Source organism: Citrobacter sp. XT1-2-2, assembly GCF_023516235.1.
In the GTDB taxonomy this organism is placed as follows: domain Bacteria; phylum Pseudomonadota; class Gammaproteobacteria; order Enterobacterales; family Enterobacteriaceae; genus Citrobacter; species Citrobacter werkmanii.
Map to the genome: position 1 here is coordinate 2,939,490 of NZ_CP097324.1, position 24,725 is coordinate 2,964,214.

At 50.1% G+C, this 24,725-nt stretch carries 21 protein-coding genes, 2 tRNA genes and 1 pseudogene; 7 read left to right on the forward strand and 17 right to left on the reverse strand.

What is annotated here, in order from left to right:
• Window positions 1-145 precede the first annotated feature (145 nt).
• Both M4I31_RS14060 and M4I31_RS14065 read left to right on the forward strand, forming a co-directional pair.
• Window positions 146-1,633 carry an EmmdR/YeeO family multidrug/toxin efflux MATE transporter gene (locus M4I31_RS14060; RefSeq protein WP_286516864.1) on the forward strand — a complete coding sequence of 496 codons (1,488 nt, stop codon included), beginning with the start codon at window positions 146-148 and terminating at the stop codon, window positions 1,631-1,633.
• 99 nt (window positions 1,634-1,732) lie between these two features.
• A tRNA-Asn gene (locus M4I31_RS14065) sits at window positions 1,733-1,808 on the forward strand.
• A 103-nt stretch (window positions 1,809-1,911) separates the two neighbouring features.
• Here M4I31_RS14065 and M4I31_RS14070 read toward each other — a convergent pair.
• The 9 genes and pseudogenes from M4I31_RS14070 to M4I31_RS14110 all read right to left on the reverse strand — a co-directional run bounded on the left by M4I31_RS14070 (window position 1,912) and on the right by M4I31_RS14110 (window position 10,071).
• Window positions 1,912-2,136, reverse strand: a complete 225-nt coding sequence (locus tag M4I31_RS14070) for a hypothetical protein (RefSeq protein WP_085048511.1) — start codon at window positions 2,134-2,136, stop codon at window positions 1,912-1,914.
• 76 nt (window positions 2,137-2,212) lie between these two features.
• Window positions 2,213-2,305, reverse strand: a pseudogene (locus M4I31_RS14075) (helix-turn-helix domain-containing protein); the annotation flags it as partial.
• 48 nt (window positions 2,306-2,353) lie between these two features.
• Window positions 2,354-3,379 carry an AbrB family transcriptional regulator gene (locus M4I31_RS14080; RefSeq protein WP_085048512.1) on the reverse strand — a complete coding sequence of 342 codons (1,026 nt, stop codon included), beginning with the start codon at window positions 3,377-3,379 and terminating at the stop codon, window positions 2,354-2,356.
• 65 nt (window positions 3,380-3,444) lie between these two features.
• On the reverse strand, window positions 3,445-4,677 hold the full coding sequence (locus M4I31_RS14085) for an acetyl-CoA carboxylase biotin carboxylase subunit family protein (protein WP_085048513.1): 1,233 nt from the start codon (window positions 4,675-4,677) through the stop codon (window positions 3,445-3,447).
• Window positions 4,677-5,315 (reverse strand): 2OG-Fe dioxygenase family protein, encoded by a 639-nt coding sequence (locus M4I31_RS14090; protein WP_085048514.1) that lies wholly within the window; start codon window positions 5,313-5,315, stop codon window positions 4,677-4,679. Before M4I31_RS14090 ends, M4I31_RS14085 begins: the two co-directional genes overlap by 1 nt.
• A 157-nt stretch (window positions 5,316-5,472) precedes the next feature.
• Window positions 5,473-5,676, reverse strand: coding sequence for a 2-hydroxymuconate tautomerase family protein (locus tag M4I31_RS14095; RefSeq protein ID WP_038639801.1), 204 nt, complete (start codon window positions 5,674-5,676; stop codon window positions 5,473-5,475).
• Between the two features lie 15 nt (window positions 5,677-5,691).
• Window positions 5,692-7,032 carry a hypothetical protein gene (locus tag M4I31_RS14100; protein WP_038639799.1) on the reverse strand — a complete coding sequence of 447 codons (1,341 nt, stop codon included), beginning with the start codon at window positions 7,030-7,032 and terminating at the stop codon, window positions 5,692-5,694.
• Window positions 7,022-8,884 (reverse strand): FAD/NAD(P)-binding protein, encoded by a 1,863-nt coding sequence (locus tag M4I31_RS14105; protein ID WP_085048515.1) that lies wholly within the window; start codon window positions 8,882-8,884, stop codon window positions 7,022-7,024. The genes M4I31_RS14100 and M4I31_RS14105 overlap by 11 nt, the downstream gene beginning before the upstream one ends.
• On the reverse strand, window positions 8,881-10,071 hold the full coding sequence (locus tag M4I31_RS14110) for an MFS transporter (protein WP_085048516.1): 1,191 nt from the start codon (window positions 10,069-10,071) through the stop codon (window positions 8,881-8,883). The genes M4I31_RS14105 and M4I31_RS14110 overlap by 4 nt, the downstream gene beginning before the upstream one ends.
• Window positions 10,072-10,179: 108 nt before the next feature.
• Here M4I31_RS14110 and M4I31_RS14115 point away from each other — a divergent pair, with 108 nt between their 5' ends.
• Complete coding sequence (locus M4I31_RS14115; protein ID WP_038639788.1) at window positions 10,180-11,052, forward strand: LysR family transcriptional regulator; 873 nt, start codon at window positions 10,180-10,182, stop codon at window positions 11,050-11,052.
• Window positions 11,053-11,157: 105 nt separating this feature from the next.
• Here M4I31_RS14115 and cbl read toward each other — a convergent pair whose 3' ends face one another.
• A complete protein-coding gene (gene cbl / locus M4I31_RS14120) occupies window positions 11,158-12,108 on the reverse strand; it encodes an HTH-type transcriptional regulator Cbl (RefSeq protein WP_038639784.1) in 951 nt (316 codons plus the stop codon).
• 101 nt (window positions 12,109-12,209) lie between these two features.
• On the reverse strand, window positions 12,210-13,127 hold the full coding sequence (nac, locus tag M4I31_RS14125) for a nitrogen assimilation transcriptional regulator NAC (RefSeq protein WP_069323332.1): 918 nt from the start codon (window positions 13,125-13,127) through the stop codon (window positions 12,210-12,212).
• A 325-nt stretch (window positions 13,128-13,452) separates the two neighbouring features.
• Here nac and M4I31_RS14130 point away from each other — a divergent pair.
• The 4 genes from M4I31_RS14130 (at window position 13,453) to M4I31_RS14145 (ending at window position 18,420) form a co-directional block, all read left to right on the forward strand.
• A tRNA-Asn gene (locus tag M4I31_RS14130) sits at window positions 13,453-13,528 on the forward strand.
• Window positions 13,529-13,736: 208 nt separating this feature from the next.
• Entirely contained in the window at window positions 13,737-15,053 is a 1,317-nt protein-coding gene (gene shiA, locus M4I31_RS14135) for a shikimate transporter (RefSeq protein ID WP_085048518.1), read from the forward strand.
• Window positions 15,054-15,172: 119 nt separating this feature from the next.
• A complete protein-coding gene (locus M4I31_RS14140; RefSeq protein WP_085048519.1) occupies window positions 15,173-16,627 on the forward strand; it encodes an AMP nucleosidase in 1,455 nt (484 codons plus the stop codon).
• A 14-nt stretch (window positions 16,628-16,641) separates the two neighbouring features.
• Window positions 16,642-18,420, forward strand: a complete 1,779-nt coding sequence (locus M4I31_RS14145; protein WP_085048520.1) for an aminopeptidase P family protein — start codon at window positions 16,642-16,644, stop codon at window positions 18,418-18,420.
• 55 nt (window positions 18,421-18,475) lie between these two features.
• On the opposite strand, the gene ptsG is transcribed toward M4I31_RS14145, so the two are convergent.
• The 6 genes from ptsG to pabC all read right to left on the reverse strand — a co-directional run bounded on the left by ptsG (window position 18,476) and on the right by pabC (window position 24,600).
• Window positions 18,476-19,909, reverse strand: a complete 1,434-nt coding sequence (ptsG, locus tag M4I31_RS14150) for a PTS glucose transporter subunit IIBC (protein ID WP_003036277.1) — start codon at window positions 19,907-19,909, stop codon at window positions 18,476-18,478.
• A gap of 416 nt (window positions 19,910-20,325) precedes the next feature.
• The gene (locus tag M4I31_RS14155) at window positions 20,326-21,123 is read right to left on the reverse strand and encodes a metal-dependent hydrolase (protein ID WP_085048521.1); all 798 of its coding nucleotides are present in this window, start codon (window positions 21,121-21,123) and stop codon (window positions 20,326-20,328) included.
• Between the two features lie 10 nt (window positions 21,124-21,133).
• Window positions 21,134-22,138, reverse strand: a complete 1,005-nt coding sequence (gene holB / locus M4I31_RS14160; RefSeq protein WP_085048522.1) for a DNA polymerase III subunit delta' — start codon at window positions 22,136-22,138, stop codon at window positions 21,134-21,136.
• Window positions 22,135-22,776 (reverse strand): dTMP kinase, encoded by a 642-nt coding sequence (gene tmk, locus M4I31_RS14165; protein WP_038639762.1) that lies wholly within the window; start codon window positions 22,774-22,776, stop codon window positions 22,135-22,137. Before tmk ends, holB begins: the two co-directional genes overlap by 4 nt.
• Window positions 22,766-23,788 carry a cell division protein YceG gene (gene yceG, locus M4I31_RS14170; protein WP_038639759.1) on the reverse strand — a complete coding sequence of 341 codons (1,023 nt, stop codon included), beginning with the start codon at window positions 23,786-23,788 and terminating at the stop codon, window positions 22,766-22,768. The genes tmk and yceG overlap by 11 nt, the downstream gene beginning before the upstream one ends.
• 2 nt (window positions 23,789-23,790) lie before the next feature.
• On the reverse strand, window positions 23,791-24,600 hold the full coding sequence (gene pabC / locus M4I31_RS14175) for an aminodeoxychorismate lyase (RefSeq protein ID WP_085048523.1): 810 nt from the start codon (window positions 24,598-24,600) through the stop codon (window positions 23,791-23,793).
• Window positions 24,601-24,725: the final 125 nt, after the last annotated feature.

Consider the following 24,725-nt stretch of genomic DNA (forward strand, 5'->3'; position numbering starts at 1 on the left):
AATCTTAGCGGCGAAATTTTTTTTGTCAAACCCCATTTTCCTGAATAACGCTCAATTGATGCTTCTCTCGACAGTTTGTTGCATTTGCAGACATTTTAAATGGAAAAAACTTTGCAGCTTTTTGGATTCTCCCTCATCATTTGAAATGAGGTTTCAACTTTCTTCTTTAAGGTCCACTTTGAACGTCTCCGCTGCCTTACGTCAGGTCGCTTCCCGCACGCCCTGGTATGCCAAACGCAAGAGTTATAAAGTTCTCTTTTGGCGCGAAATCACTCCGCTTGCGGTCCCTATTTTTCTGGAAAACACCTGTGTGCTGTTAATGGGTGTCCTGAGTACCTTCCTGGTGAGCTGGTTGGGAAAAGAAGCGATGGCAGGTGTCGGTCTCGCCGACAGTTTCAATATGGTTATCATGGCATTTTTCGCCGCCATCGATCTGGGTACCACGGTGGTAGTCGCCTTTAGCCTGGGAAAACGAGATCGTCGCAGGGCCAGAGCTGCTGCCAGACAATCGCTGGTGATCATGACGATTTTTGCAACCGTGCTGGCTGCAGTCATTCACTATTTTGGTCAACAGATTATTGACGTTGTCGCAGGTGAAGCAACGCCAGACGTTAAGGCTTTGGCACTTACCTATCTGGAGCTAACTGTGCTCAGCTACCCGGCGGCAGCTATTGCGTTAATCGGTAGTGGTGCCCTACGTGGTGCGGGCAATACCAAAATACCGCTGTTGATTAATGGCGGCATGAATATTCTGAATATCGTCATCAGCAGTATACTGATCTACGGGATTTTTTCCTGGCAAGGACTGGGATTCGTGGGGGCCGGACTCGGACTAACCATTTCACGCTACATAGGTGCGATCGCTATTATTTGGGTACTGATGATTGGTTTTAATCCGGCGTTACGTATCACTTTCAAAAGTTATTTTAAGCCACTCAACCTCGCCATTATCTGGGAGGTGATGGGGATCGGTATTCCAGCCAGCATCGAGTCAGTGCTGTTTAATGGCGGTAAACTGTTAACGCAGATGTTTGTCTCAGGGATGGGCACCAGCGTAATTGCCGGAAACTTCATTGCATTTTCTATCGCCGCGCTCATCAACCTACCGGGAAATGCTTTAGGCTCTGCGTCGACAATCATCACCGGCAGGCGTTTGGGAAACGGCCAGATTGCCCAAGCCGAAATTCAGTTACGGCATGTATTCTGGCTGTCGACCATTGGTTTAACTGCCATTGCCTGGCTAACCGCCCCTTTTGCTGGCGTAATGGCCTCGTTTTATACCCAGGATCAGGACGTAAAAGAGGTCATAGTCATTCTGATTTGGCTCAATGCGGCATTTATGCCGATATGGGCAGCCTCCTGGGTATTACCTGCTGGGTTTAAGGGCGCACGCGATGCCCGTTTCGCAATGTGGGTATCTATGCTGGGCATGTGGGGCTGTCGCGTTGTGGTAGGTTACACCCTGGGGATCGTTTTAGGATGGGGCGTAGTCGGCGTCTGGTTAGGGATGTTCTTCGACTGGGCCGTACGCGCCGCATTATTTTACTGGCGTATGGTGACCGGCCGCTGGTTATGGAAATACCCGCGTCCCCAACAGGAAAAGTGCATAAAACAACCTGTTGCGCCTGAATAATCGGCGAAATGGGGAATATTTCGGCAAACGATTGAATTTATCGATTCAGGCTTTGACATCGCTGAGTGGTGTCGCTAATATGCGCCTCGTTCACACGATTCCTCTGTAGTTCAGTCGGTAGAACGGCGGACTGTTAATCCGTATGTCACTGGTTCGAGTCCAGTCAGAGGAGCCAAATTCAGAAAAGCCTGCTTTCGAGCAGGCTTTTTGCTTTTTTGCGTCTCTGGTGTTAACACAGAATCGCATCCAGCCTGGCAAGCACCTCATTGACAACGGCGTCAGGTATGCGTTCCAGACGCTTGCCGTTCCGGGCCGCCATATCTATAGTTCTGTGCTAGTCGCAGCGAATAACGGGGCCGTTTCTGGGGTTCAATAATCAGGCAGCCATCATCAATGGTCATGCCCACTTCGCTGTCCGTCGACAGCCCCAGCGTTTTCAGCACGGCGGGAGAGACCGCCAGCATGATGGATCCGCCCACCTTTTTCAGACGAGTGGTATACATAGAGCACCTCCGGATATTATATTTTAATAAAACCTCTGCGGAGCAGCTTCCATATCCAAGCTGCGCCGGAAGGACATCAGCGATAACGCGAAGGCCAGATTTTTTCAGACGCAACATCTAACGCTTCAGCAATCAATCCTTCACCTTTAGGCCAGCGGCGGATAAGCGCAATAATAACCGCAACGCCACAACAATGCCTTGCTCTTCAAGGAAGACATTAATCTACTTTCATCTGTCTTTTGCGAAAGAAAACCAATGCTGGAACGGTATGAATGAGAAGCATACGAATAATATGATTCGCCATAACAAAGCTCGCATCCGCTTTTAACGCCAGCGCGGCAAATGACATCGACTCTACGCTGCCAGGAACCCAGGAGAGCATCAACACCGGGAAGGGATAATCCAGCAAGCGCGCCGAGATAAATGCCATGATTATCGTCACCCCCAGTCCAATCAGAACAAGCTGTACCGAAGACCAAAGATGACGACTAAATTCAGCCATCGAATAAGTCGTAAAATGATGCCCCAGCAAGATCCCCATCAACACCATGCTAATCTGATTAAAGAGATCGGGAAAAATTAGTGGTTGTGAAGATAAAGGGTGCAATGCCGCCGCGCAAACCAGCGAGGTTATCATAAAGGGTGCCGGGAAATGTAAGCGCTCCAGAAACTTCCCCGCAATATATCCTGCTAATACCATTCCGGTCAGCCAGAGCAGATTGTGCCCGGAGAAAAAAACGGCTGGAGTCGCAGCCAGAATATCTGCAGATGCCCCACGCGTGATATACCCGGCCAGAAACGTCAGGGTGATGAGACGCAGAGAATGCGAGATCACAATCTTTTGTGGCGGCGTCTTAATATGGGAGGCTAACGCCAGTACCGCCGCCATCGCTCCTGGCACCGCACCTAAAAGCGCCTCTTCTTTACTCCAGCCTAACCGCCGCACACACCAGAAGTAACTCAAGGTAAATTGTAAAGATAAGCAGAGTAATAACAAAGCAAACAAAAGGCCTATCTGCCGATGCTCGCCATATGAAAAATCTCTGAACATAATCCCTATCGAGATTCCGAGAGAAAGCTGGATAACCGTGATACTCCCCGGCATTGAGGATACGGAGAACCCAATACGTTTGAGCATAAGCACGGTAAAAAGGGCACCAAACATCATGCCCAGCGGAACGTTACAGAAAGTGAATCCCTGCCCGACGAGAAAACAGAGGATAATACCTGCCAATACTCTCATCCAGTACCTCTCCAGGCCGGTTGTTCAGATAACAATAGTTTTCGCCGGCACCGTCATGAATATATTCAGTGCACCGTATCTTTAACCCAATGCGTATTATCGATCACCCATTGCGTTAGCATCGCAAGATGTTCCTCAATTTCACGACTGGACTCACCTTCAACAATGGCACTGACAATCTCACCATTCGTCAGTTTCATCACATCGTAATGACGTCCGACAACACCTGTAGCCCGATAATTGATCACAAAAGGTAACGGACATTTATCCGCAATAGCCTGTAAGGTTCCTTGAGAAGGCGGCACATTCAGTTGTCCAACCCGGATAACAGGTATTCTTTGCGCTAAATCCCGCGGATACGTTTCGTTCAGACAGGCCTTCAGCCATGTCATACGCGGATCGAGGCCAAACGCCGCACCTAATTCTTCATTAACGAAACATCCGCCTAACCGGCAGGCAAGCTCGCCGAAAATAATATTACCGCCCTGATCCACAAATACCTCAAGATGAAGTAAGGTGTTTTTCTCAATAGGGAAGACTTCTTTCGCAAGGTATTTTGTATAGTCAATCAACTTCTGATGTAGTGAATTATCATCTTCCATGACCAGCCCTAAGGTTTGCCCTGATAGAAAATCAAGACAAGATACCGTGGCCCGAGAGGCGGAAATAAATATGGGTTTCCCCTGCAGATACAACGCGTTGATCTGATAAGCCTCACCTTCAATAAACTTCTCGATTAACAGATTATGGTATTCAGAGGATTTCATCTGCGCCAGATATTTAAATAACTGACCTTCATTTTTTAAAACCACCACCCCCAGAGATCCACGTCCATCATTTGGTTTTATCACGCAGGGATATCCGTGTTGCGCAATAAATGAGGCCATTGCCGTCGCATTTCCCACTCGAGCCATTGCTGGAATCGGTAACTGATATTGCTGCACACGGGATTTCATCAGAAACTTATCGCGAAACAGGATCGCCGCATTCTCACGCCCCTGCGTTAAACCTAAACGATCGCTGATCCTTGCCGCCCTGAGCACATCAATTTCAGCCAGGAAGTAAATACCGCTGGCGTTGTTCGAACGTGCATAATGATAAATATCCAGTTCTACCACGGGATTATCGTTAAAGTTTTCATAAAACAGAAAGGTAAAATCATTCCCCATATGATGCAAGATCGCCGCTTTTTGACTGGCGCAGGTGGCTATCACTAACGGCGTTGATTGCTGGAGTTCATGCCAGGCGTTTGGCGAGTGTTGTAAAAGAATTTTGGGTGGACACAGTAAGATGTTCATTATTTTTCACTCTCGATATCAAACGTAATGACAAACACATCCCGAAATCCTTTCCCGGGCAACAGCGGTACGATAGGTGCGGTATAATGCAGATAATTAACATCATTGAAAATGATCGCCTCCCCCGCCAGAATTTTGAAGGTTGTTGCGTCATTTCCGCCGTCGTGATGAGGGATTAACGTAGTATCGCCACCGGCGATATTTTCCATTTCGCTGCAATAGACGGCAATGAACTTAAAGCCATCCTGATGTATACCTTCTGGAGCCGGATAGCCCGGCTGTCGATCATGTGTTGTAATTCTTATTTGATGAATACCAACGTTATAGTTATCCTTCGGTAGCAATGGCAGTAATTTGCTAAATACCAGATTCATAATTTCTTCGGCAACATCCTGTTTTATTTCTGGATACTTTCTGCTGATACCACCTGAATACGTATTAAGTTTTTCAGACTGAAAGAAAACTCCAGCCTCGCACAAACTAAAATATTTTTCACACCCTGCTTTTGCCTGAAGATAACTTCGAAAACGAAATTTCCCATCTTCAGCTTTAAGCCAGGGATCAGGTAGCAACTCATCAAAGCTTTTTTTAACATTAATCGAGGTATTACCCAAACGTATATGATGATAAGCATGCATATATGACATCCTCAGAAAAGAGACAATAATGTATGTTGGTTATTTTTCTCAACTTATGACACCGGCAAGGGCCAATATCATTACCTGCATCCAGGCAAAATACGATGACTGCGGATATCAGGCGAGGAACGCACGTTCCCCGCCATCACATTCACTATTACTGACTTTTTTTACGCAACTCGGTCACCGGTACGCCGCCAATCCCCCAGTTATCGGTATCGACTTCGTCAATAACCACAATGGTTGTAGCAGGGTTTTTATTAAGCACATCCACCAGTAGCTGAGTCGCACCTTCCATCAGCTGTTTCTTTTGTTTATCGGTCACACCTTCTTTAGTGATCTTAATATTTACGTAGGGCATAACAACTCCTGTAAACTAAATGATTGTGGATAATGCGCCGAGGTAGCTAAGCGCAAACAGGTTAAACAGCAGAACATAACCATAATGCATCTGGAAACTGGTTCTGCCGGGAGAAACATTAAGGCTGTTGGCAGCAAAAATTGCGTTTATCGATACCGGAGATAGCAGTTGCGTAGCAATAAAAAGGCAAATCCAAATCTGATAATCCACCACGCTGCCGGAAAGATAGTCGGAAAAAATCGACCACGACACGCTAAATATAATTAGGGGATGAATACCGAGGATACCAGGCAAGGGCAGAACAAATAAAATAATGGCATAGCACTGAAAAGTTGTAAGACCGCTAACAAACGCTGTAATGCCTTGCGGGATGTTTGCAAACAACATCATACATACCGATGTTAACAGGCTACATGCCAGGAGTAATACCACTTCGCCGGAGATCCCCTGAGCAGATTCAGACAGTTGTTGCGCCCACTGCTTTTTGCGATTCGCAAAATGGCTGACGATAAAAAGAACAACCGCCGTGAAAGTGATGCTCTGCAAAGGATTCAACCCCAGCACGCTCAACGATAGAATAAAGCTTCCCCAAAACAAGCCGATAAAAGCAAGAATCGAGGTCATATTGCCGCGGTCAGAAACCGTATGACTATCTTCGGCAACCAGTTGGACACGCGATTTCTGGTTTAACAGGATACTGAATAAAAACAGGGGAATGCCGACCAGCATCGCCGGAACATGAGGGATATCCGGCATAGCTGCCCATACCGCCGCCGCACCAATAGTCGTCGGCATTAAAACCATCGTGATACATACCGTACGAGTGACAATCTTCGCCAGGTTAAACTTCGGTTGAACCACTTTTTTCAGGCTATCAAGCAGGAGTGGAATGGCCCCAAGGCTCATTGGCCAGGTTAAAAAAGCGGTCAGCAACGTTATAGACAATGTGACTCGAGACGGTTTTTTCTGCAGTAAATATGCCCCCAGCGCAGCGTTAAAATTTATCGCGTTCATCACCTGCCGGAGTAATGCAATCCCCACCAGCAAGAGCATGACGTCTGAATATCGTACAAAAACAGCGAGGAGGTTAAGTTCCCCACTCTTGTTTGCTGTCAGTAGAAAAATCATCGAAGCGATAAAAATGAGGATCCCACTTCTTGCCGATGATTTTTTCCACCAGAATGAAAAAGTTGACAGGATATACAATATTGACGCAACGAGTGCAAAAGCAGACATCACGGGATATTTACCGGCAAGCACACAGGATGCAAGGAAAACACCCAATGAGATCACAATCATTGAGGATTGCAGATTTTGCCAGAGATTACCGTGCGTCTGGATTTGCTCAGTCTGCATTAATGACAACCTCATGCTGAACATTGCGATGGTGCAATTGTTGATACATATCGGTTACACAGCGCCCGGCATCGACCAGGAACCTCGAATTGACAAGGGGTCGGGGCAATACGTAAGTGTAAAAATTAGCCCCTTCCGCTGGATTGCCTAACACCCAAATCGATTCTTGCGTTTCCCCAAGGCAGTTAATCGGATGCTGATTGATATCAATATCCAGCCCGCCTGGATGATAACCATCGTTCATAAAGGGACGCACAATGCCGTTGATAGTCATATTCCTCATCAACGTTGAAACGTCGTGCAACGGCGAAAAGTTAGCAATTTTGGCTTTTATCAACACATCAGCTTTCACTACGCTACTCTCATCTTTAAATTCAGAATGAACCTCGAACTTACCCTCATATTCATTCATCATTAACCGGGGATCCTTTCCTCCTGCCAGACGAACTATGTTGGCATGCATTAATGCCAACAGTTGTTCATTACGCAGTTTCGGCGGACCTACAGCAATACGATTAAAGACAGGATTGATCTGCTCAATGAAGTATTGATGCGATTTCGCGTCAAGTCCGCAATTATCGATAGCCCCTCGCAAAATATCTCTTACGTCACGAATAATGTCGGTCGCCGCTTTCACTGGGCCCTTGACGTTGCCTTTGTCAGACTCATGCAAGTCATCGCGTAAAAAATCAATAAACCATTGGCTATATTCTTCCAGGGAGGCATGTTCCTGATTGCGATGAGGATAAAGTATGCTATCGATAACCGCGGCATCATGCACATCAGCAACATATGTCGTGGGTTCCTGCCACTTCCCCTCCAGGGTAGATCGATAGACGTAGCACATTTCTTTATGCAGCAACGGGAAAATTTGTTCGATGAAATTTATTTTTGATGTGGCATTATGGATTAAATTCTGGACACGAAATTCATTAATTGCGGCTGAAGTTAAGAATCGTGGTCGGTATTGACCGGAAATACCTTTTTGATTCATGCCGCGACTGCTGAAAGGCAGAGCCTGTCTGGAATAAATAAAAATATCAGGTTCATTGCCACTAGGGTGATAGCGAAGCATCCCATTGTCTGTCACAAACCGTCCACCACGTCCCAGCGTTAATTGGGAAATAACATCATAAGCTGTCAACCCAATGCCCTGGACGATAACCTTAGCTCGGGAGTGAATATTATTTAACCTATCAACCGGATAAGGCGTGGAATAATATTCCAGCAGTTCATTTTGCTTATTGCTGCTGGCAATAAATTTTTCGACATAATGATCTTCCAACGTTTTCATATTGTCGCCATGGCCGGTTGTCAGATAAACAAAGTCAGCAACAATCCTCTGATTATCTTCTAAAACAATGGCTGATCGTTTATCTTGCTGAATAAAAAGATTAGTTGCCTGCTGATTTACTTGCGTTACCGTCAGACTGGCTGGCAGATTTTTTAGTATTCTCTCATACGCCCAATTTAAATATTCTCCCAATAAGCGACGAGGCAAGTAATCATTTGCATCAATAGCTAAACCTGTTTCGCTTTTTATATAGCGATCACCCACTTTGCGATAACCCTGATTGTTAGCCCATTGATGAAAACATGGACCCGGGCGAAAAGGGCCGGCATTTTTTACGGTCGCATCACCAAACAATGTTATTTGACAGGCAACAGTATTAACTAATAAATGGTCGGGCTGAGACAAACTATGCGCTCCCACACCCATGGCATTTTTATCAATAATAATGATCTGCATATGTTCATTAATCGCATACTCTGTATGCAGGGCACAAATCCTTTCCAGAATACTTAAACCACGCGGTCCCATACCCAGTATAGCCACTGTCATTTTTTTCATTCTTTGCTCCAACTGTCTGAATATTTAACTTTACTGTATTGTAAATAGCTAATCCCTGCTGCGATAAATAACGAGGCTGCACCCAATAATATGGAATAGGTCATTCCATTTTTATTGCTCTGGAAGGCACTGACAATTAATGGACCGACGATCTGCCCGACCCCATAAGTCAGCGTAACGAGGCCAAGAAGGTTAATCTTTTTTGGTGCCCTTATTTTTCTTGCCAGCGGCATGACCAAAGAACTTGTCCCCATGAATGTGCCGCCAAAACCAATACAGCTAATGGTTAGTAGCAGTGGTGAGTTAATAAATATGGCCATGACTACGCAAATCGCCTGAACAATTAAGTTAACACTTAGGCAGGATAATATATTCCACTTACGCGCGGCCCATAACCAGCCATAGCATCCAGGAATAACGGCAAGACCGACAATGGACCAGATATGGTCGGCTAAAAAGGTGTTGCCAACCCCCCTGGCCATTAACGGTAAATATGTAGCGACAATGATATAGCCGAATCCGGCCAGACCATACAGTAAGGCTAAATTCCACCACTGGATTTCAGGTTCCGCACTTACGACTGCTTTTACCGGCGGGATCATATGCTTATCTTTCGGCAATAAAATTACCAGGATGACGAAAAATATCGTTGAAAGTATGGAAGCACCAATCCACAACAAGTGTGAATCTAACGCGTAAGACACGCCAGCAATGACATATTCATTACCGATAAAAATGCCTATTCCTACGCCTGAAAACAGTGAGGCGATAACAAAAGGATTATGGGTATGCTGGAGCACCAGCATTGAACCAAATATCATCATTCCCGCGCTTGCCACACCCGCAAGGAATCTGATTAACAGAATAATTTCAGGCTGAGTCACTTGTGCCATCAAAAAAATCAGCAGGGCTGTGAGTAACGCTGAAGCCAGTAACAGCATTCTTAACTTATTGACTGCGTTGAAAATACCAAAGGAGAAAAGGAGACTGCCGACGAGGTAACCTGCATAGTTTGTGCTGGCAATTAAGGATAATTGCGAAAAGGTAAAAAGCCCTTCATGAAGCATAACGGGAAGCATAGGGGTATATAAAAAACGCCCAATTCCCATTCCTAAGGTCAAGACGATCATACCAAATACAGCAGTACTCAGCTGACGATGGCCAACAGCACTGTGATCGATATCCATTTTTTGGCCTCAAAAGACGAATTAAGTTTGATTGTTATCTTACATAAGGAAATGATAATAAAAAGTTAATAAAAATGACGAAAACATTCACTTTAGGTAATGCCTTCTATGAACAGTACCTCGCTTAACTTGTTTAAAACGGTTGCGGAAACGGGTTCCATATCTGCTGCTGCGCGTAGTCTGCACTGCGTTTCATCGAATGTCACAACCCGTCTCAAACAGCTGGAAGCCAGCCTTGACGTATCTCTGTTTGTCCGTGAGAAAAATCGTCTCTACATCACCCCTGAAGGCGAGCTTCTTCTTCGCTATGCCAACAAAATTCTGGCCCTGTTACACGAAGCGGAATTGTCCATGCATGGAACAAAAGTGGCGGGACCGTTACGCATCGGCGCAATGGAAACGACCGCAGCGGTACGTCTGCCCTCGATACTGGCGAATTTCCACCGCGAAATGCCTTCCGTTGAGCTAAACCTGAAAACCTCCCCCACGGAGGTACTGGTGCAGCACATCCTGAACAATGAACTGGAAATCGCTTTCGTTGCCGATCATCAGGCACTGCACACGGAAAATTCGCCTCTGCAATTGCACATTTTATGTCAGGAAACGCTGGTACTGGTGACGGCGGCAGAGCACCGGAATGTCATTACCGGCGCGGACCTCAAAGTGACAAGACCGCTGGTCTTTGTTAAGGGGTGTAACTATCGCTCCCGTCTGGGACAATGGCTGCGGCTGCAGGGAGTCGATTATGCCGATCCCCTGGAGTTCGGCTCTTTTCAGGCGATCCTTGGCTGCGTGAGTGCCGGAATGGGGATTGCCCTGTTGCCAGAGAGCGTAGTCAGACAGTATGAACATAATTTCCCTATCCGTAGCCATACGATTACCCCACAGATAGGTAACGTGAACACTATGATGATATGGCTTAAAAACCGAGAAGTCAGCCGGGTGCTTAATCGCTTTGTCTCATTTATTACCGAGGCTTAATTTTTCGCTACCGACAACGGCGCAATGCAGGCCGCAGAGTCAGTGGAAGACTGGCGCACTCAAAAGAGCGCCAGTGGCAACGTAATTGATATTGAAAAGCCCGCTTTATATCTGATAATCAATCACCGTTTCATCCGGCTCCATTGCCTGGCGTTTGATTTCATCCACGGATAACCCTGCGTTGCATAGCTCGATAAATCGCCAGACATAGTTGCGCTGTAGTTGTCCTCGTTTCAACCCCAGCCAGACGGTGTTGGCATCAAATAAATGCCGGGTATCCAGACGGGTCAAACTGCCCTCCTCCTGCTCGCCACTGGATTGCTCTGCCACCAGCCCAATACCCAGTCCCAACGCCACATAAGTTTTAATCACATCCGAATCCTGGGCGCTGAGTATGATATCCGGCACTAACCCTTTTCGGGCAAACGCTTCATCAATACGCGAACGTCCCGTAATTCCCTGTCGATAAGTAATTAACGGCCAATGGGCGATGGATTCCAGCGTTAAAGGCGATGTCTTGACGAGTGGATGGTCGTGCGGAACGAGCAGACTGTGGTGCCAACGAAACCAGGGAAAAGCCACCAGCAGTGGATCGCTACTCAGACGTTCACTGGCAATCCCAATATCTGCTCCGCCATTTTGCAACAACGCTTCGATCTCCTGTGGCGTGCCCTGAATCAGTTCCAGACGCACTTCCGGGAAAAGCTCACGAAAAGCTTTAATCACTGCGGGCAGGCTATAGCGCGCCTGTGTATGCGTGGTGGCTATCGTCAGAACACCTGACGTGTCATTGGTAAACAGATCCGCCAGACGGCGGACGTTGCTGGCCTCATTCAGAATACGTTCGGCAATGCCCAGTAAGGCCTTACCGGGTTCGGTCATGCCCAGCAGGCGTTTCCCGCGACGAATAAATATTTCGATGCCAAGTTCATCTTCAAGTTCACGAATATGTCGGCTGACACCCGACTGCGAGGTATACAATATATTCGCGACTTCCGTCAGGTTGTAATCCTGACGGGCCGCCTCGCGGATTATTTTAAGTTGCTGGAAATTCACTTTTCGCTCCGGGCACATCAGACATTACGCTATTGTTAAAGTCTGATGCCCGGCATAACAAATAATAAAAACCTGCATCTTATTCCTCTTGGGAATAAGCTTTAGCTCACCAGCTGCAGCTCACGGTTTTCCAGCATCGGTCGGCTAACCAGCGACAACAGGATCTCCTTGACTGCCTGCGCTTGTGGCGACAAGCTCCCCATGGCCGACACATTCAATGAGAGCGGCAGATTCATTGATGGGGTGGTAATCCGCGCCATCCAGCCATTTGCTGCATTGCACAGTGCGCGGGCTGCCGATTCGGGTAACACAGTGACGCCCATACCGCTGGCAATGGCAGCCGTTAAGGTCGAGATAGACTCGATTTCACCAATGACTTTGGCCGTTAAGCGACGTAGCGAAAAAGCCTCATCCACCCGCAAACGCACCGCACTGTAATCCCGAGGCAAAAACAGATTCATCTGCGCCACTGCGGCTAAATCGACGCTTTGGCCTGGACAATCACGCGTCCCCACCAGGAAAAGATCCTCCTTCAGCAACGGCTGACAACTTATGCCTGCCACGGGCGAGCGCTCATAGAGCACTGCCATGTCTAATTGTCCGCTGAGAAGCTTGTCATTTAGCACTGCCCCACTGTTTTCATGCAAATAGACCAGTACATCGGGCAGTTCGGCACGTACTGTTTGTAACAGTGGCATAGTGATGGATGATGCCGCCGTACCCGGTGCCAGGCCGATGGAAACCTGACCACTCAGAGTCTGACCAACATTATTGACCGCAAGTTGTGCCTGTTCACACTGACGTAAAATTGTTCGGGCGTGGGTATACAGCACTTTCCCCGCTTCCGTGGGCGTGACGCCGCGCTTGGTACGAATCAGCAATTGCTGATCCAGTTCGCCTTCCAGCGTGGCGACCTGCTGGCTCAGCGCGGGTTGCGCGATGTGCAACACTTCCGCTGCCTGGGTCAGGCTACCAATATCGACGATTTTTACGAAATATTTCAGTCGTCTGAAGTTCATTTTGCCTCCTGTCGGAATACCAGAACCCGTGCTGGCAGTCATGTGAATCAGGATTGCAAGATACTTGCCAGTTTCGTCTGCAGCGGCGTTTTACGCTGACGCCGCGTCAGGTAAGGAGCAAAGTGAAGAACGACATTTTTTGTACGCTTATACAGATAACTGTGGCTGCCCTGGAAAAGGTAGATACGCACCAGAATGGGGCAAAAGCATAAAAAGGCGGAAAGTTCGCCGCTTTGCTGATTTTGTCAGCAAACGAACGCACAATTGTATTTCGTCCTTTGACAACCCTCATCACCCTCGCTAATATGCGCCTCGTTCACACGATTCCTCTGTAGTTCAGTCGGTAGAACGGCGGACTGTTAATCCGTATGTCACTGGTTCGAGTCCAGTCAGAGGAGCCAAATTCAGAAAAGCCTGCTTTCGAGCAGGCTTTTTGCTTTTCAATTTTCTCATTCGTCTAATTATTCATGTTGCCCTCTGCGAGGGATATAATCGTTTCCTCTTCATGCCTGTCGCGGTAATCTCATAACGTCCGGTAATCTATCGGCTGCAATGTGTGTAACCCAACTCAAATACTAATAATTAAAAGACAGTACAGACAGGATAACTATGGATTCCACCCTCACCTCCACGGGTCCCCAACAGGACGCCTCTTCGCTCAACCGTGCCCGACGCGCTGCGCTTGGTAGCTTCGCGGGCGCCGTGGTCGACTGGTATGATTTTCTGCTCTATGGCATCACCGCTGCGTTAGTCTTTAACCGCGAGTTCTTTCCGCAGGTCAGTCCGGCGATGGGAACACTTGCCGCCTTCGCTACCTTTGGCGTCGGATTTCTGTTCCGCCCGCTAGGCGGGGTCATCTTCGGCCACTTCGGCGATCGTCTTGGGCGTAAACGTATGCTGATGCTCACCGTCTGGATGATGGGGATCGCCACGGCGCTGATTGGCATTATTCCTTCCTTTGACACCATTGGCTGGTGGGCCCCTGTTCTACTGGTGACGCTGCGCGCCATTCAGGGCTTCGCCGTGGGCGGTGAATGGGGCGGAGCCGCGTTGCTCTCCGTCGAAAGCGCGCCGAAAAATAAAAAAGCCTTTTATAGCAGCGGTGTACAGGTCGGGTACGGCGTCGGTCTGCTGCTTTCTACCGGCCTGGTCTCGCTGATTAGCTCTCAAACTACCGATGAGCAGTTCCTCAGTTGGGGCTGGCGTCTTCCGTTCTTGTTCAGCATCGTGCTGGTATTAGGCGCGTTGTGGATGCGTAACAGAATGGATGAATCGGCCGAGTTCGAACAACAGCAACAGGCACCACAGCCCGAGAAAAAGCGGCTTCCGGTCATCGAGGCTTTAATCCGACATCCGGGCGCATTCTTAAAAATTATCGCCCTGCGCCTGTGTGAACTGCTGACGATGTATATCGTCACCGCATTTGCTCTTAACTACTCGACACAAAACCTCGGCCTGCCACGCGAGCTGTTTCTGAATATCGGATTGCTGGTCGGCGGGCTGAGCTGTCTGACCATCCCCTGCTTTGCGTGGCTTGCTGACCGCTTTGGTCGTCGTCGCGTCTACATTACCGGGGCACTGGTCGGGACGCTAAGCGCCTTCCCATTCTTTATGGCGCTGGAGGCCCAGTCTATTTTCTGGATCGTGTTCTTCGCGATTATGCTGGCCAACATCGCACACGATATGGTGGTCTGCGTACAGCAGCCTATGTTTACCGGTTTATTTGGCGCAAGCTATCGCTATAGCGGCGCAGGCGTTGGTTATCAGGTGGCCAGCGTGGTTGGCGGCGGTTTTACCCCCTTTATTGCGGCGGCACTGGTGACATTTTCAGGCGGAGACTGGCACAGCGTAGCTATTTATCTGATGGCGGGTTGTCTTATCTCCGCCACTACCGCGCTGTTGATGCGGGATAAGCAGCACGGTTAAACCCCCGGTGCGAGGGCCATCCGGTCTTCGCACCATCTTCCTTAACGTCTGACTTTTGTTTCACATTCCTGTGACATACTATCGGGAGAGCGGTATATCTGTGGAACAAGGAGACAGACATGAACAATAAGGGCGCCAGCCTGACCCCGGCTCAGGCACTGGATAAACTGGACGCGCTGTACGAACAGTCGGTTAAATCACTGCGTTGCGCCATTGGTAAGTATATTGAAACAGGGACCCTCCCTGACGTAATCGCCCGCCAGAACGGTCTTTTTGTCTACCCGTCACTTCGTGTCACCTGGGATGGCAGCGCCACTAATCCGCCAAAAACGCGCGCCTATGGCCGTTTTACCCATGCGGGTTGCTATACCACCACCATTACCCGTCCGTCGCTCTTTCGTCCTTATCTTGAAGAACAGCTCACGCTGCTGTATCAGGATTATGATGCGCATATCTCCGTTGAGCCATCGCAGCATGAAATCCCCTATCCCTATGTGATTGACGGTTCAGAACTGACGTTGGATCGCTCGATGAGCGCCGGATTAACGCGCCATTTCCCCACCACTGAATTGTCGCAGATTGGTGACGAAACGGCGGACGGGATTTTTCATCCGGCGGAATTTTCTCCGCTGTCTCACTTCGATGCCCGACGCGTGGATTTTTCGCTGGCGCGACTGCGTCATTACACGGGCACACCGGTTGAACATTTCCAGCCCTTTGTGCTGTTCACCAACTACACCCGCTATGTCGATGAGTTCGTACGCTGGGGCTGCAGCCAGATCCTCGACCCGGACAGTCCGTATATCGCGCTGTCATGCGCGGGCGGGATCTGGATCACCGCCGAAACCGAAGCGCCAGAAGAAGCCATCTCCGATCTCGCCTGGAAGAAACACCAGATGCCCGCCTGGCATTTAATTACCGCTGATGGTCAGGGGATCACGCTAGTGAATATCGGCGTCGGCCCGTCTAACGCCAAAACTATTTGCGATCATCTCGCCGTACTGCGCCCTGACGTCTGGCTGATGATTGGGCACTGTGGCGGCCTGCGTGAAAGTCAGGCGATTGGCGATTATGTTCTGGCCCACGCTTATTTGCGTGATGACCACGTGCTGGATGCCGTACTCCCACCGGATATTCCGATTCCGAGCATCGCTGAAGTGCAACGCGCGCTGTATGACGCGACCAAAGAGGTCAGCGGCATGCCCGGCGAAGAGGTCAAACAGCGCCTGCGTACCGGTACCGTTGTCACCACCGACGATCGAAACTGGGAATTACGTTACTCCGCCTCTGCGCTGCGCTTTAACCTCAGCCGTGCGGTAGCTATCGATATGGAAAGCGCCACTATCGCCGCCCAGGGCTACCGCTTCCGCGTCCCCTACGGCACATTGCTTTGCGTTTCCGACAAACCGCTGCACGGCGAGATTAAACTGCCTGGTCAGGCCAACCGTTTTTATGAAGGCGCCATTTCCGAGCATCTGCAAATAGGTATCCGGGCTATCGATCGTCTTCGCGCCGAAGGCGATCGACTGCACTCCCGTAAATTACGTACATTCAACGAACCGCCGTTCCGTTAAGGCCTGAGGTAACTATGCACAACTCAACTCCTCTTTCCGCCCTGCGTAACCTGCTGGTAGCGCAGGGGCTGGATGGTATGATTGTCCCGCGCGCCGACGCTCACCAAAGTGAAGATTGTACGCCGCATGATAATAAGTTGGCCTGGCTGACTGGTTTTAGCGGCTCAGCGGGACTCGCGCTGGTCCTGCGCGACCGCGCATTAATATTTGTCGATGGGCGCTATCAGGTCCAGGTGCGCAATGAAGTCTCGCTGGATGATTTTGAAATTCACCATTTACACGACGAACCGCTGGCAGACTATTTGCAGTCTCACGTTGCAGCGGGTACACGTATCGGCTTTGAGCCGCTGCTGATGGTTAACAGCCAGTTTGAAGCGCTGTCGGCTACCCACTGCGAGCTGGTACCTCTGGAGCAGGATCCCTTCGACCAGATATGGTTAGATCGTCCGGCAGCGCCTTGCGGCATCATTCGCGAAATGCCCCTCGAAATCAGCGGTGAGAGCTGCGCACAGAAACGTGCCCGCGTCGTGGAGCAACTCACTCAACATCAGGCCGATGTGCTGGCGATTACGCTGCCGGACAACATTGCCTGGCTGCTTAATGTCCGTGGTTCGGATCTTGCTATGGTTCCGGTGCCGTTCTCATTTGCCCTGCTCCATCGCAGCGGCGAACTGGAATGGTTTGTCGATAGTAATAAAACACAGCAACTCCCCGCATCGCTGTTGGATACGCTTACGCTGGCCCCGCAAGAGAGCTTCCTGGCTCGCTGCCAGCAATTGGCAAATGGGAAGCGCTTTCTGGTCGATAAAGACTACGCTCCGGTGGCATTGCGTTTTGCCATAGAAGAACATGGCGGCCACGTCCTGTGGGCCCCCGACCCTATTACGTTAATGAAAGCGCACAAAAATGACGTTGAACTGGCAGGCTATCGGGAATGCCATGAACAGGATGGCGCAGCCTGGGTTAACTTCCTCGCATGGCTGGCGCATGAGGTCCCTTTACGCGAAGCGGCGGGCAATCCAATCACCGAACTGGAAGCACAGGCTAAACAGCTGGAGTTTCGCCAGCAGCAGTCGGGATTTATCGAGCAGAGTTTCAGCACGATTTCAGCCTCTGCCAGCAATGCGGCGATGTGTCATTACCACTCCAGCGAAAAAACCAATACGCCAATTACCTCGCAGGCCATGTACCTGAATGATTCCGGTGGTCAGTATCATAATGGTACAACGGATACGACGCGCACCCTGGCATTTGGCCCACAGGATCCGCAGCGACGCTTGCACTACACCGCCGTGTTGAAAGGCTTCTTGTCACTTATTTCACTGCAGTTCCCCAGCGGTACTCAGGGCCATCAACTGGATGCCTTTAGTCGGCGGGCGTTGTGGGATTTGGGACTGGATTTTGATCATGGTACCGGACACGGCGTGGGCCATCAGTTGCTAATCCATGAACAACCCCATCGCATTGCCAAAAAAGTTAACCCTTGGCCTCTGGTCGCGGGCAATATCATCACCATCGAACCGGGTTATTATCTGGCCGGGCAATATGGGATCCGCATTGAGAATCAGGTGGAGATTATCAACAGCCGTCCGGGCTTCTGCCGTTTCTCAACGCTGACGCTGGTGCCGATTGATTTGAACCTTGTGGAACTGCATCTGCTGAGCGATGCTGAGAAACAGTGGATTGATGATTACCACCAGCAGGTCAGAGAGACATTGTCCCCACGCGTAAACGCAGAAGCCCGTCCATGGCTGTTCGCCGCCACTGCGCCCATTCGCGTTCAGGCCAATTAATGCATTAAAAAAGGCAGCCCGCAGGCTGCCTTAGTTCTCCCCAACGTCTTACTGCTTAGCTGTTACGGATGTACTCATCCATTTCAGTTTTCAGGTTATCGGACTTGGTTCCGAAGATCGCCTGAACACCGGAACCAGCAACCACGACGCCCGCCGCACCCAGTTTCTTCAGGCCAGCCTGATCCACTTTGGCAACGTCAGCCACGCTAACGCGCAGACGAGTAATGCACGCATCGAGGTTAGTGATGTTTTCTTTACCACCGAATGCAGCAACCAGAGCCGGAGCCATTTCGCCGGACGCACCCGCTTTGCTGTCTTCGGTCGCATCTTCACGACCTGGCGTTTTCAGGTCCAGCGCTTTGATCAGCACACGGAAGATGGTGTAGTAAACAATCGCATAACCGATACCGACAATCGGGAACAACCACAGTTTGCTACTGTTACCGGACAGAACGATAAAGTCAATCAGACCGTGAGAGAACGATGTCCCGTCGCGCATACCCAGCAGGATACAGATCGGGAATGCCAGACCAGCCAGAATCGCGTGGATGATGTACAGGATCGGCGCCACGAACATGAAGGAGAACTCGATCGGCTCGGTAATACCGGTCAGGAACGAGGTCAGCGCCGCGGAGATCATAATACCGCCCACTTTCGCGCGGTTTTCTGGTTTAGCAGAGTGCCAGATAGCGATAGCGGCAGCCGGCAGACCGTACATTTTGAACAGGAAGCCACCGGACAGTTTGCCCGCAGTCGGGTCGCCCGCCATATAGCGAGGGATATCACCGTGGAATACCTGACCCGCAGCGTTGGTGTACTCACCGATCTGCATCTGGAATGGAACGTTCCAGATATGGTGCAGACCAAACGGCACCAGGCAGCGTTCAATGAAGCCATAGATACCGAACGCCACTACCGGGTTCTGGTATGCAGCCCACTGGGAGAACGTCTGAATAGCAGTACCGATCGGCGGCCAAATGAAGGACAGAACCACGCCTGTGAAGATGGCAGCCAGACCAGAAATAATAGGAACGAAGCGCTTACCCGCAAAGAAGCCGAGATACTCAGGCAATTTGATACGGTAGAAACGGTTGAACATATACGCTGCAATCGCACCGGAGATAATCCCCCCGAGAACACCCGTATCAGCAAGGTGTTTAGCGGCGATTTCTTCAGCAGGTAAATGCAGAACCAGCGGCGCAACAACAGCCATGGTTTTAACCATGATGCCGTAGGCAACAACGGATGCCAGTGCAGATACGCCGTCATTGTTGGTGAAGCCTAACGCAACACCGATGGCAAAGATCAGCGGCATGTTCGCAAAAACAGAACCGCCTGCTTCTGCCATTACGTGCGATACAACGGCTGGCAGCCAGCTGAAGTTAGCGGAACCGACACCCAGCAGGATACCTGCAATCGGGAGTACGGATACCGGCAGCATCAGCGATTTACCGACCTTTTGCAGGTTAGCAAATGCATTCTTAAACATAATTAGGAGTGCTCCTGAGTATTTGTGCTTATACACTTCATCCTTCAAACCGCCTCAGCGTTGGCTGCGCTCATTCACTCCAGTCACTTACTCGAGTAAGCTCCTGTCATTCACTCACTTGCCGCCTTGATGCCGCTTGAATGATTTTGTGTATTCTACGTTCTCACGCATTGGCAAGGGGGGAGAGCCTCGCCGTGGACAGAGCATCTAAGTGCTCTTTATTTATTACACAGAGTAAAATAATTCAGTCTGTATTTGTTTGACGGCTATCACAATTCAGTTGTGAATGGCCGCAAAATTCGCACATTCCGATAAAATGAGTTTCTGAATGTGTCTAACTGGTTATTCACCGCCCATTTTGTGGCGGTGAACTTTACTCGCTTTAGTTATTAATTACGAGCTTTAAAAAAAGTCAGTTAACGGACTGATTGCAGGCGAGAAGCATCGATGTGAAACAGGCGGGCAAAGTTATCAGTGGTTGCCTGCGCCAGTTCTTCCACGGCAACACCTTTCACTACGGCCATATACTCCGCAACGTCACGCGTCATGGCAGGTTGGTTCTCTTTTCCACGATGCGGCACCGGCGCAAGGTACGGAGAATCCGTCTCAACTAACAAACGATCCAGAGGAACATAACGAGCAGCATCACGAAGTTGGTCAGCATTACGGAACGTGACGATGCCGGAAAACGAGATATAAAAGCCGAGATCCAGCAATTTGCCCGCCGTTTCTCTGTCTTCTGTAAAACAGTGTAGTACGCCGCCGCAATCCGTCACCTTTTCTTCGCGCAGAATTGATAACGTATCGGCTCGGGCATCACGGGTATGCACGATAACCGGTTTCTGTAACTCGCGGCCAATCTGAATATGGTGGATGAAAGATTCCTGCTGGCGCACCTTCGTTTCCGGCGTGTAAAAATAATCCAGCCCGGTTTCTCCCATCGCTACCACACCGTCTTCGGCGGCCAAACGACGCAGGTCTTCAACATCATAAGTTTCATCCTGATTTAACGGATGCACACCGCAGGAGAAAACCACGTTGTCACGTTGGCCAACCAGTTCACGCATACTGCGGTATCCCGGCAGGGTGGTCGCGACGGCAAGACAAAATTTTACATCGCGTGCGGCCGCTTTCGCCAACACGTCGTCCACGTCCTTATGCAGAGATTGATAATCCAGGCCATCAAGATGGCAGTGTGAGTCGACTAAAAACATAATGTCTCTCTCAAAGATGAGGAACAGGCAGTACGGTGCCTGGTTGCAGGTAATGCTCAATACGGAGAATAAGATCGGTTAATACCAGTTCACGGTTTATGCCCGTCACGTTCAGCAACTGCTGACGACAATGACAAACATCACCGAGTATCGCCTGTATCTGGGCGACGGATAACCGCTCGGCGATAGAAGAGATGAGATCCTGAGCATCAGGATTGGTTAAATGGGAAATCCCATAAGAACGCTTTAAGGCATCCGTCAACAGCGTGGCCAGCCAGTGTAAACGAGCGGCAGCCTGATCGTGGTTGAGCGCCGCTAACAGGATATACCAGTCGCCTGATTGCAGGGTGTTCGCCAGCGCGGCGAGGAAATCTGTGCGGTGCGTCCAGCTTTCAGCCTGTAGCAACGTTAATGCCGCGCCAGGCGACCCCGCACTCAGACGTAATGCGCTCAACAATGCTTCCGGTGACGCCGTCACTTCACGGGTAAGCCAGGAGATAGCGTATGACTCTGCCGGTGGTGCAAGGTGATGTAACCGACAGCGGCTACGCAGCGTGGCCAATAAACGCGCAGGTTCGCGACTGGCGAGGAAGAACCAGGTCTGCGCCGGAGGCTCTTCCAGCGTTTTCAGTAACGCATTAGCGGCGGCATCAGTTAACTGGGCGGCATCCGGGATCCACACCACTTTCGCCCCGCCCAGGCGTGAATGCTCGTACAGTTTCTCACTGACTTCGCGTACCGCGTCAACGCCCAGCGTGCTTTTGCCTTTTTCCGGCAGCAGCGAATAGTAGTCCGGATGCGTTCCCGCCTGCATCAGCTGACAGCCGCGGCAGTGTCCGCAGCTTTTATGTCCTTCCGGCTGCTGACACATTAAATAGCGACTGAGCGCGTAAATCAGCGCATCGTCGCCCATGCCGGGTAACGCCTGAATCAGTAACGCATGGTGACCACGACCGGCCTGGTAGCTCGCTACCAGCTTCTCAAAATCAGGTCGTAACCATGGATACCATTTCATGCGCCCTGCTCCTTCACCCACTGAGTAATGGTGTTGCGAATATCAGCCATCACAGCCTCCAGCGGCTGCGTAGCGTCAATCGTACGAATGCTGGCATCTTTGGCAGCCAGTTCAAGATAGCGCGCTCGGGTACGATTAAAGAAATCGAAAGATTCCTGTTCAATACGGTCCAGTTCGCCACGCGCACGCGCACGCTTCAATCCGACTTCTGGAGTGACATCCAGATAGAGCGTCAGGTCCGGGCGAAAATCTCCGAGTACCGCATCACGCAGCGTTGCCAGCATGTTTTGATCTATACCGCGGCCACCGCCCTGATACGCCTGGGTCGACAGGTCGTGACGATCGCCAATGACCCATGCGCCTCTCGCCAGCGCAGGTTTAATAACGGTTTCGACCAACTGTACGCGCGCGGCGTAAAACATCAGGACTTCGGCTTTGTCGGTAATGACCTCGTCGCCTACCGACTTAATGTCCAGCACCAGACTTCTTAGTTTCTCAGCGAGCTGCGTTCCACCAGGCTCGCGGGTAAAAACCATGTCACGAATACCGAGTTGCTCAAGTGTCTCTACCACCACATTACGCGCAGTGGTTTTTCCGGCGCCTTCCAGGCCCTCGATGACGATATAGTTACTGCCCATTTTTTTCCTTAAGCACTTTCAGGTAATCCTGTACTGACCGGTTATGGCTGACAAGATTGGTGTTAAATGTGTGGCCGCCTTTACCATCTGCCACGAAATAGAGATACGGCGTTTTTGCCGGATGTGCGGCAGCCTGCAATGAGGCCTCTCCCGGCATGGCAATCGGGCCAGGCGGCAGCCCGGTGATGGTGTAGGTGTTATAGGCGGTTGGCGTTTCTAAATCCACACGCGACAATTTGCCATTATACCGTGTCCCCATGCCGTAAATCACCGTCGGATCGGTTTGTAAACGCATGCCAATACGTAAGCGGTTAATAAAGACCGAGGCCACCTGGTCGCGCTCGCTGGCAACCGCAGTTTCTTTTTCAATAATCGAGGCCATTGTCACTAGCTGATTTTTATCCTGATAAGGCAAGCCATCAGCGCGCCCTTCCCAGACGGTATCCACCGCTTTAACCATCTTTTGATGCGCACGTTTTAGCAGTGCTACGTCGGTCGTATTGGCGGTATACATCCAGGTATCGGGCCAGAACCAGCCTTCCACCCACTGCGGGTTTTCCAGCTTCAGCGCCTGAGCGACAGTCTCGTAGTTATCGTCGCTCAGCGTATGTTTGATATAGGGCGCATCGCGCAGTTGTTTGAGGTAATCACTCAGGCGCATCCCTTCCACCAGACGTAACGGGAACTGGGCCTCTTTACCGCTTTCCAGCAATAGCAGCATTTCTCGCACCGTCATGTCGGGCGTCAGGCGATAGGTACCCGCCTTAAAATGCGACAGGTCAGGCTCCACACGCAGCAGCCACTGGAAGACACGCGGACGATTGATAACCTTATCCGCATACAGCTGTTCACCGAGGGCCAGGCGGCCTGTACCCGCTTTCAGCGTAAAAATGGTCTCTTCTTTAATCAATAACTTACTGTCCGCCAGATGGCGAACTTTCCACATGCCTACGCCCGCGGCAATGCCCAGCACAACCAGCAATAACAGGACAACGAGTAACAGTTTTTTCATGACTAATTCGGGTGCTCACAAAGTGGGGCTAAAAAATCGAATAACAAACGTGAAGACAACATCGTGTCGCCACAGGTACGCACGGGAATAACCGGCATTAATGCGTTACAGACGACGATTTCATCGGCTTGCATAATCTCCTCCAACCCGGCATACACTTCGACAAGACTGAACGGTGATTGTGCCAGCATACGGATACAGAATTGTCGCATAATGCCGTTCACTCCGGCCTGATCCAACCGGGGAGTGTAAACCACATTACCTTTACGCCAGAACAAATTAGCCGCACAGCATTCCGTAACCCATCCCTCGCTGTCAAGAACCAGCGCTTCATCGGCATCCGTCTGCTCAAGATGAGAGCGAATCAATACCTGCTCCAGGCGATTCAGATGCTTAAGTCCGGCAAGCATAGGGTTACGCCCCAGACGCACTGGGCTTAACGCCAGCGTAATCCCTTCATGGCGCCAACGATCGTAATGTTCGGGCCAGGCTGAAACAGAGAGAATACGGGTGGCGTTGAGACAATTTGCGCCGCTGTATCCCCGACCGCCGCTACCGCGGCTAATAATGACTTTCAATACACCACGCGCGTGTCCTTGAGCCAGCATTTTCATTTCATCTTGCAGTTCTGACCACTGTTCAAAAGCGATCAGCAACTTTTGGCAAGCGTCTTGTAAACGCGCAAGATGCGCTGCAAAGAGGCAAATTTCGCCGTCGATAATTCGCGCGGTAGTAAAACAACCATCGCCAAATTGGGTCGCTCGATCGCTTACGGCCAGCAGATTTTGCTCGCAGCCATTAATTAAGAACATGGAGGCTCCTTATATCTGGTCCGCTAGTTTGGCAGGATGAGTAACACAGGACAAGGGTGAAAAACCGAATAAAAAAAGGCCCGACAAGCGGACCTTTTCAGTTTTATTTCGATGCTAACGCATCA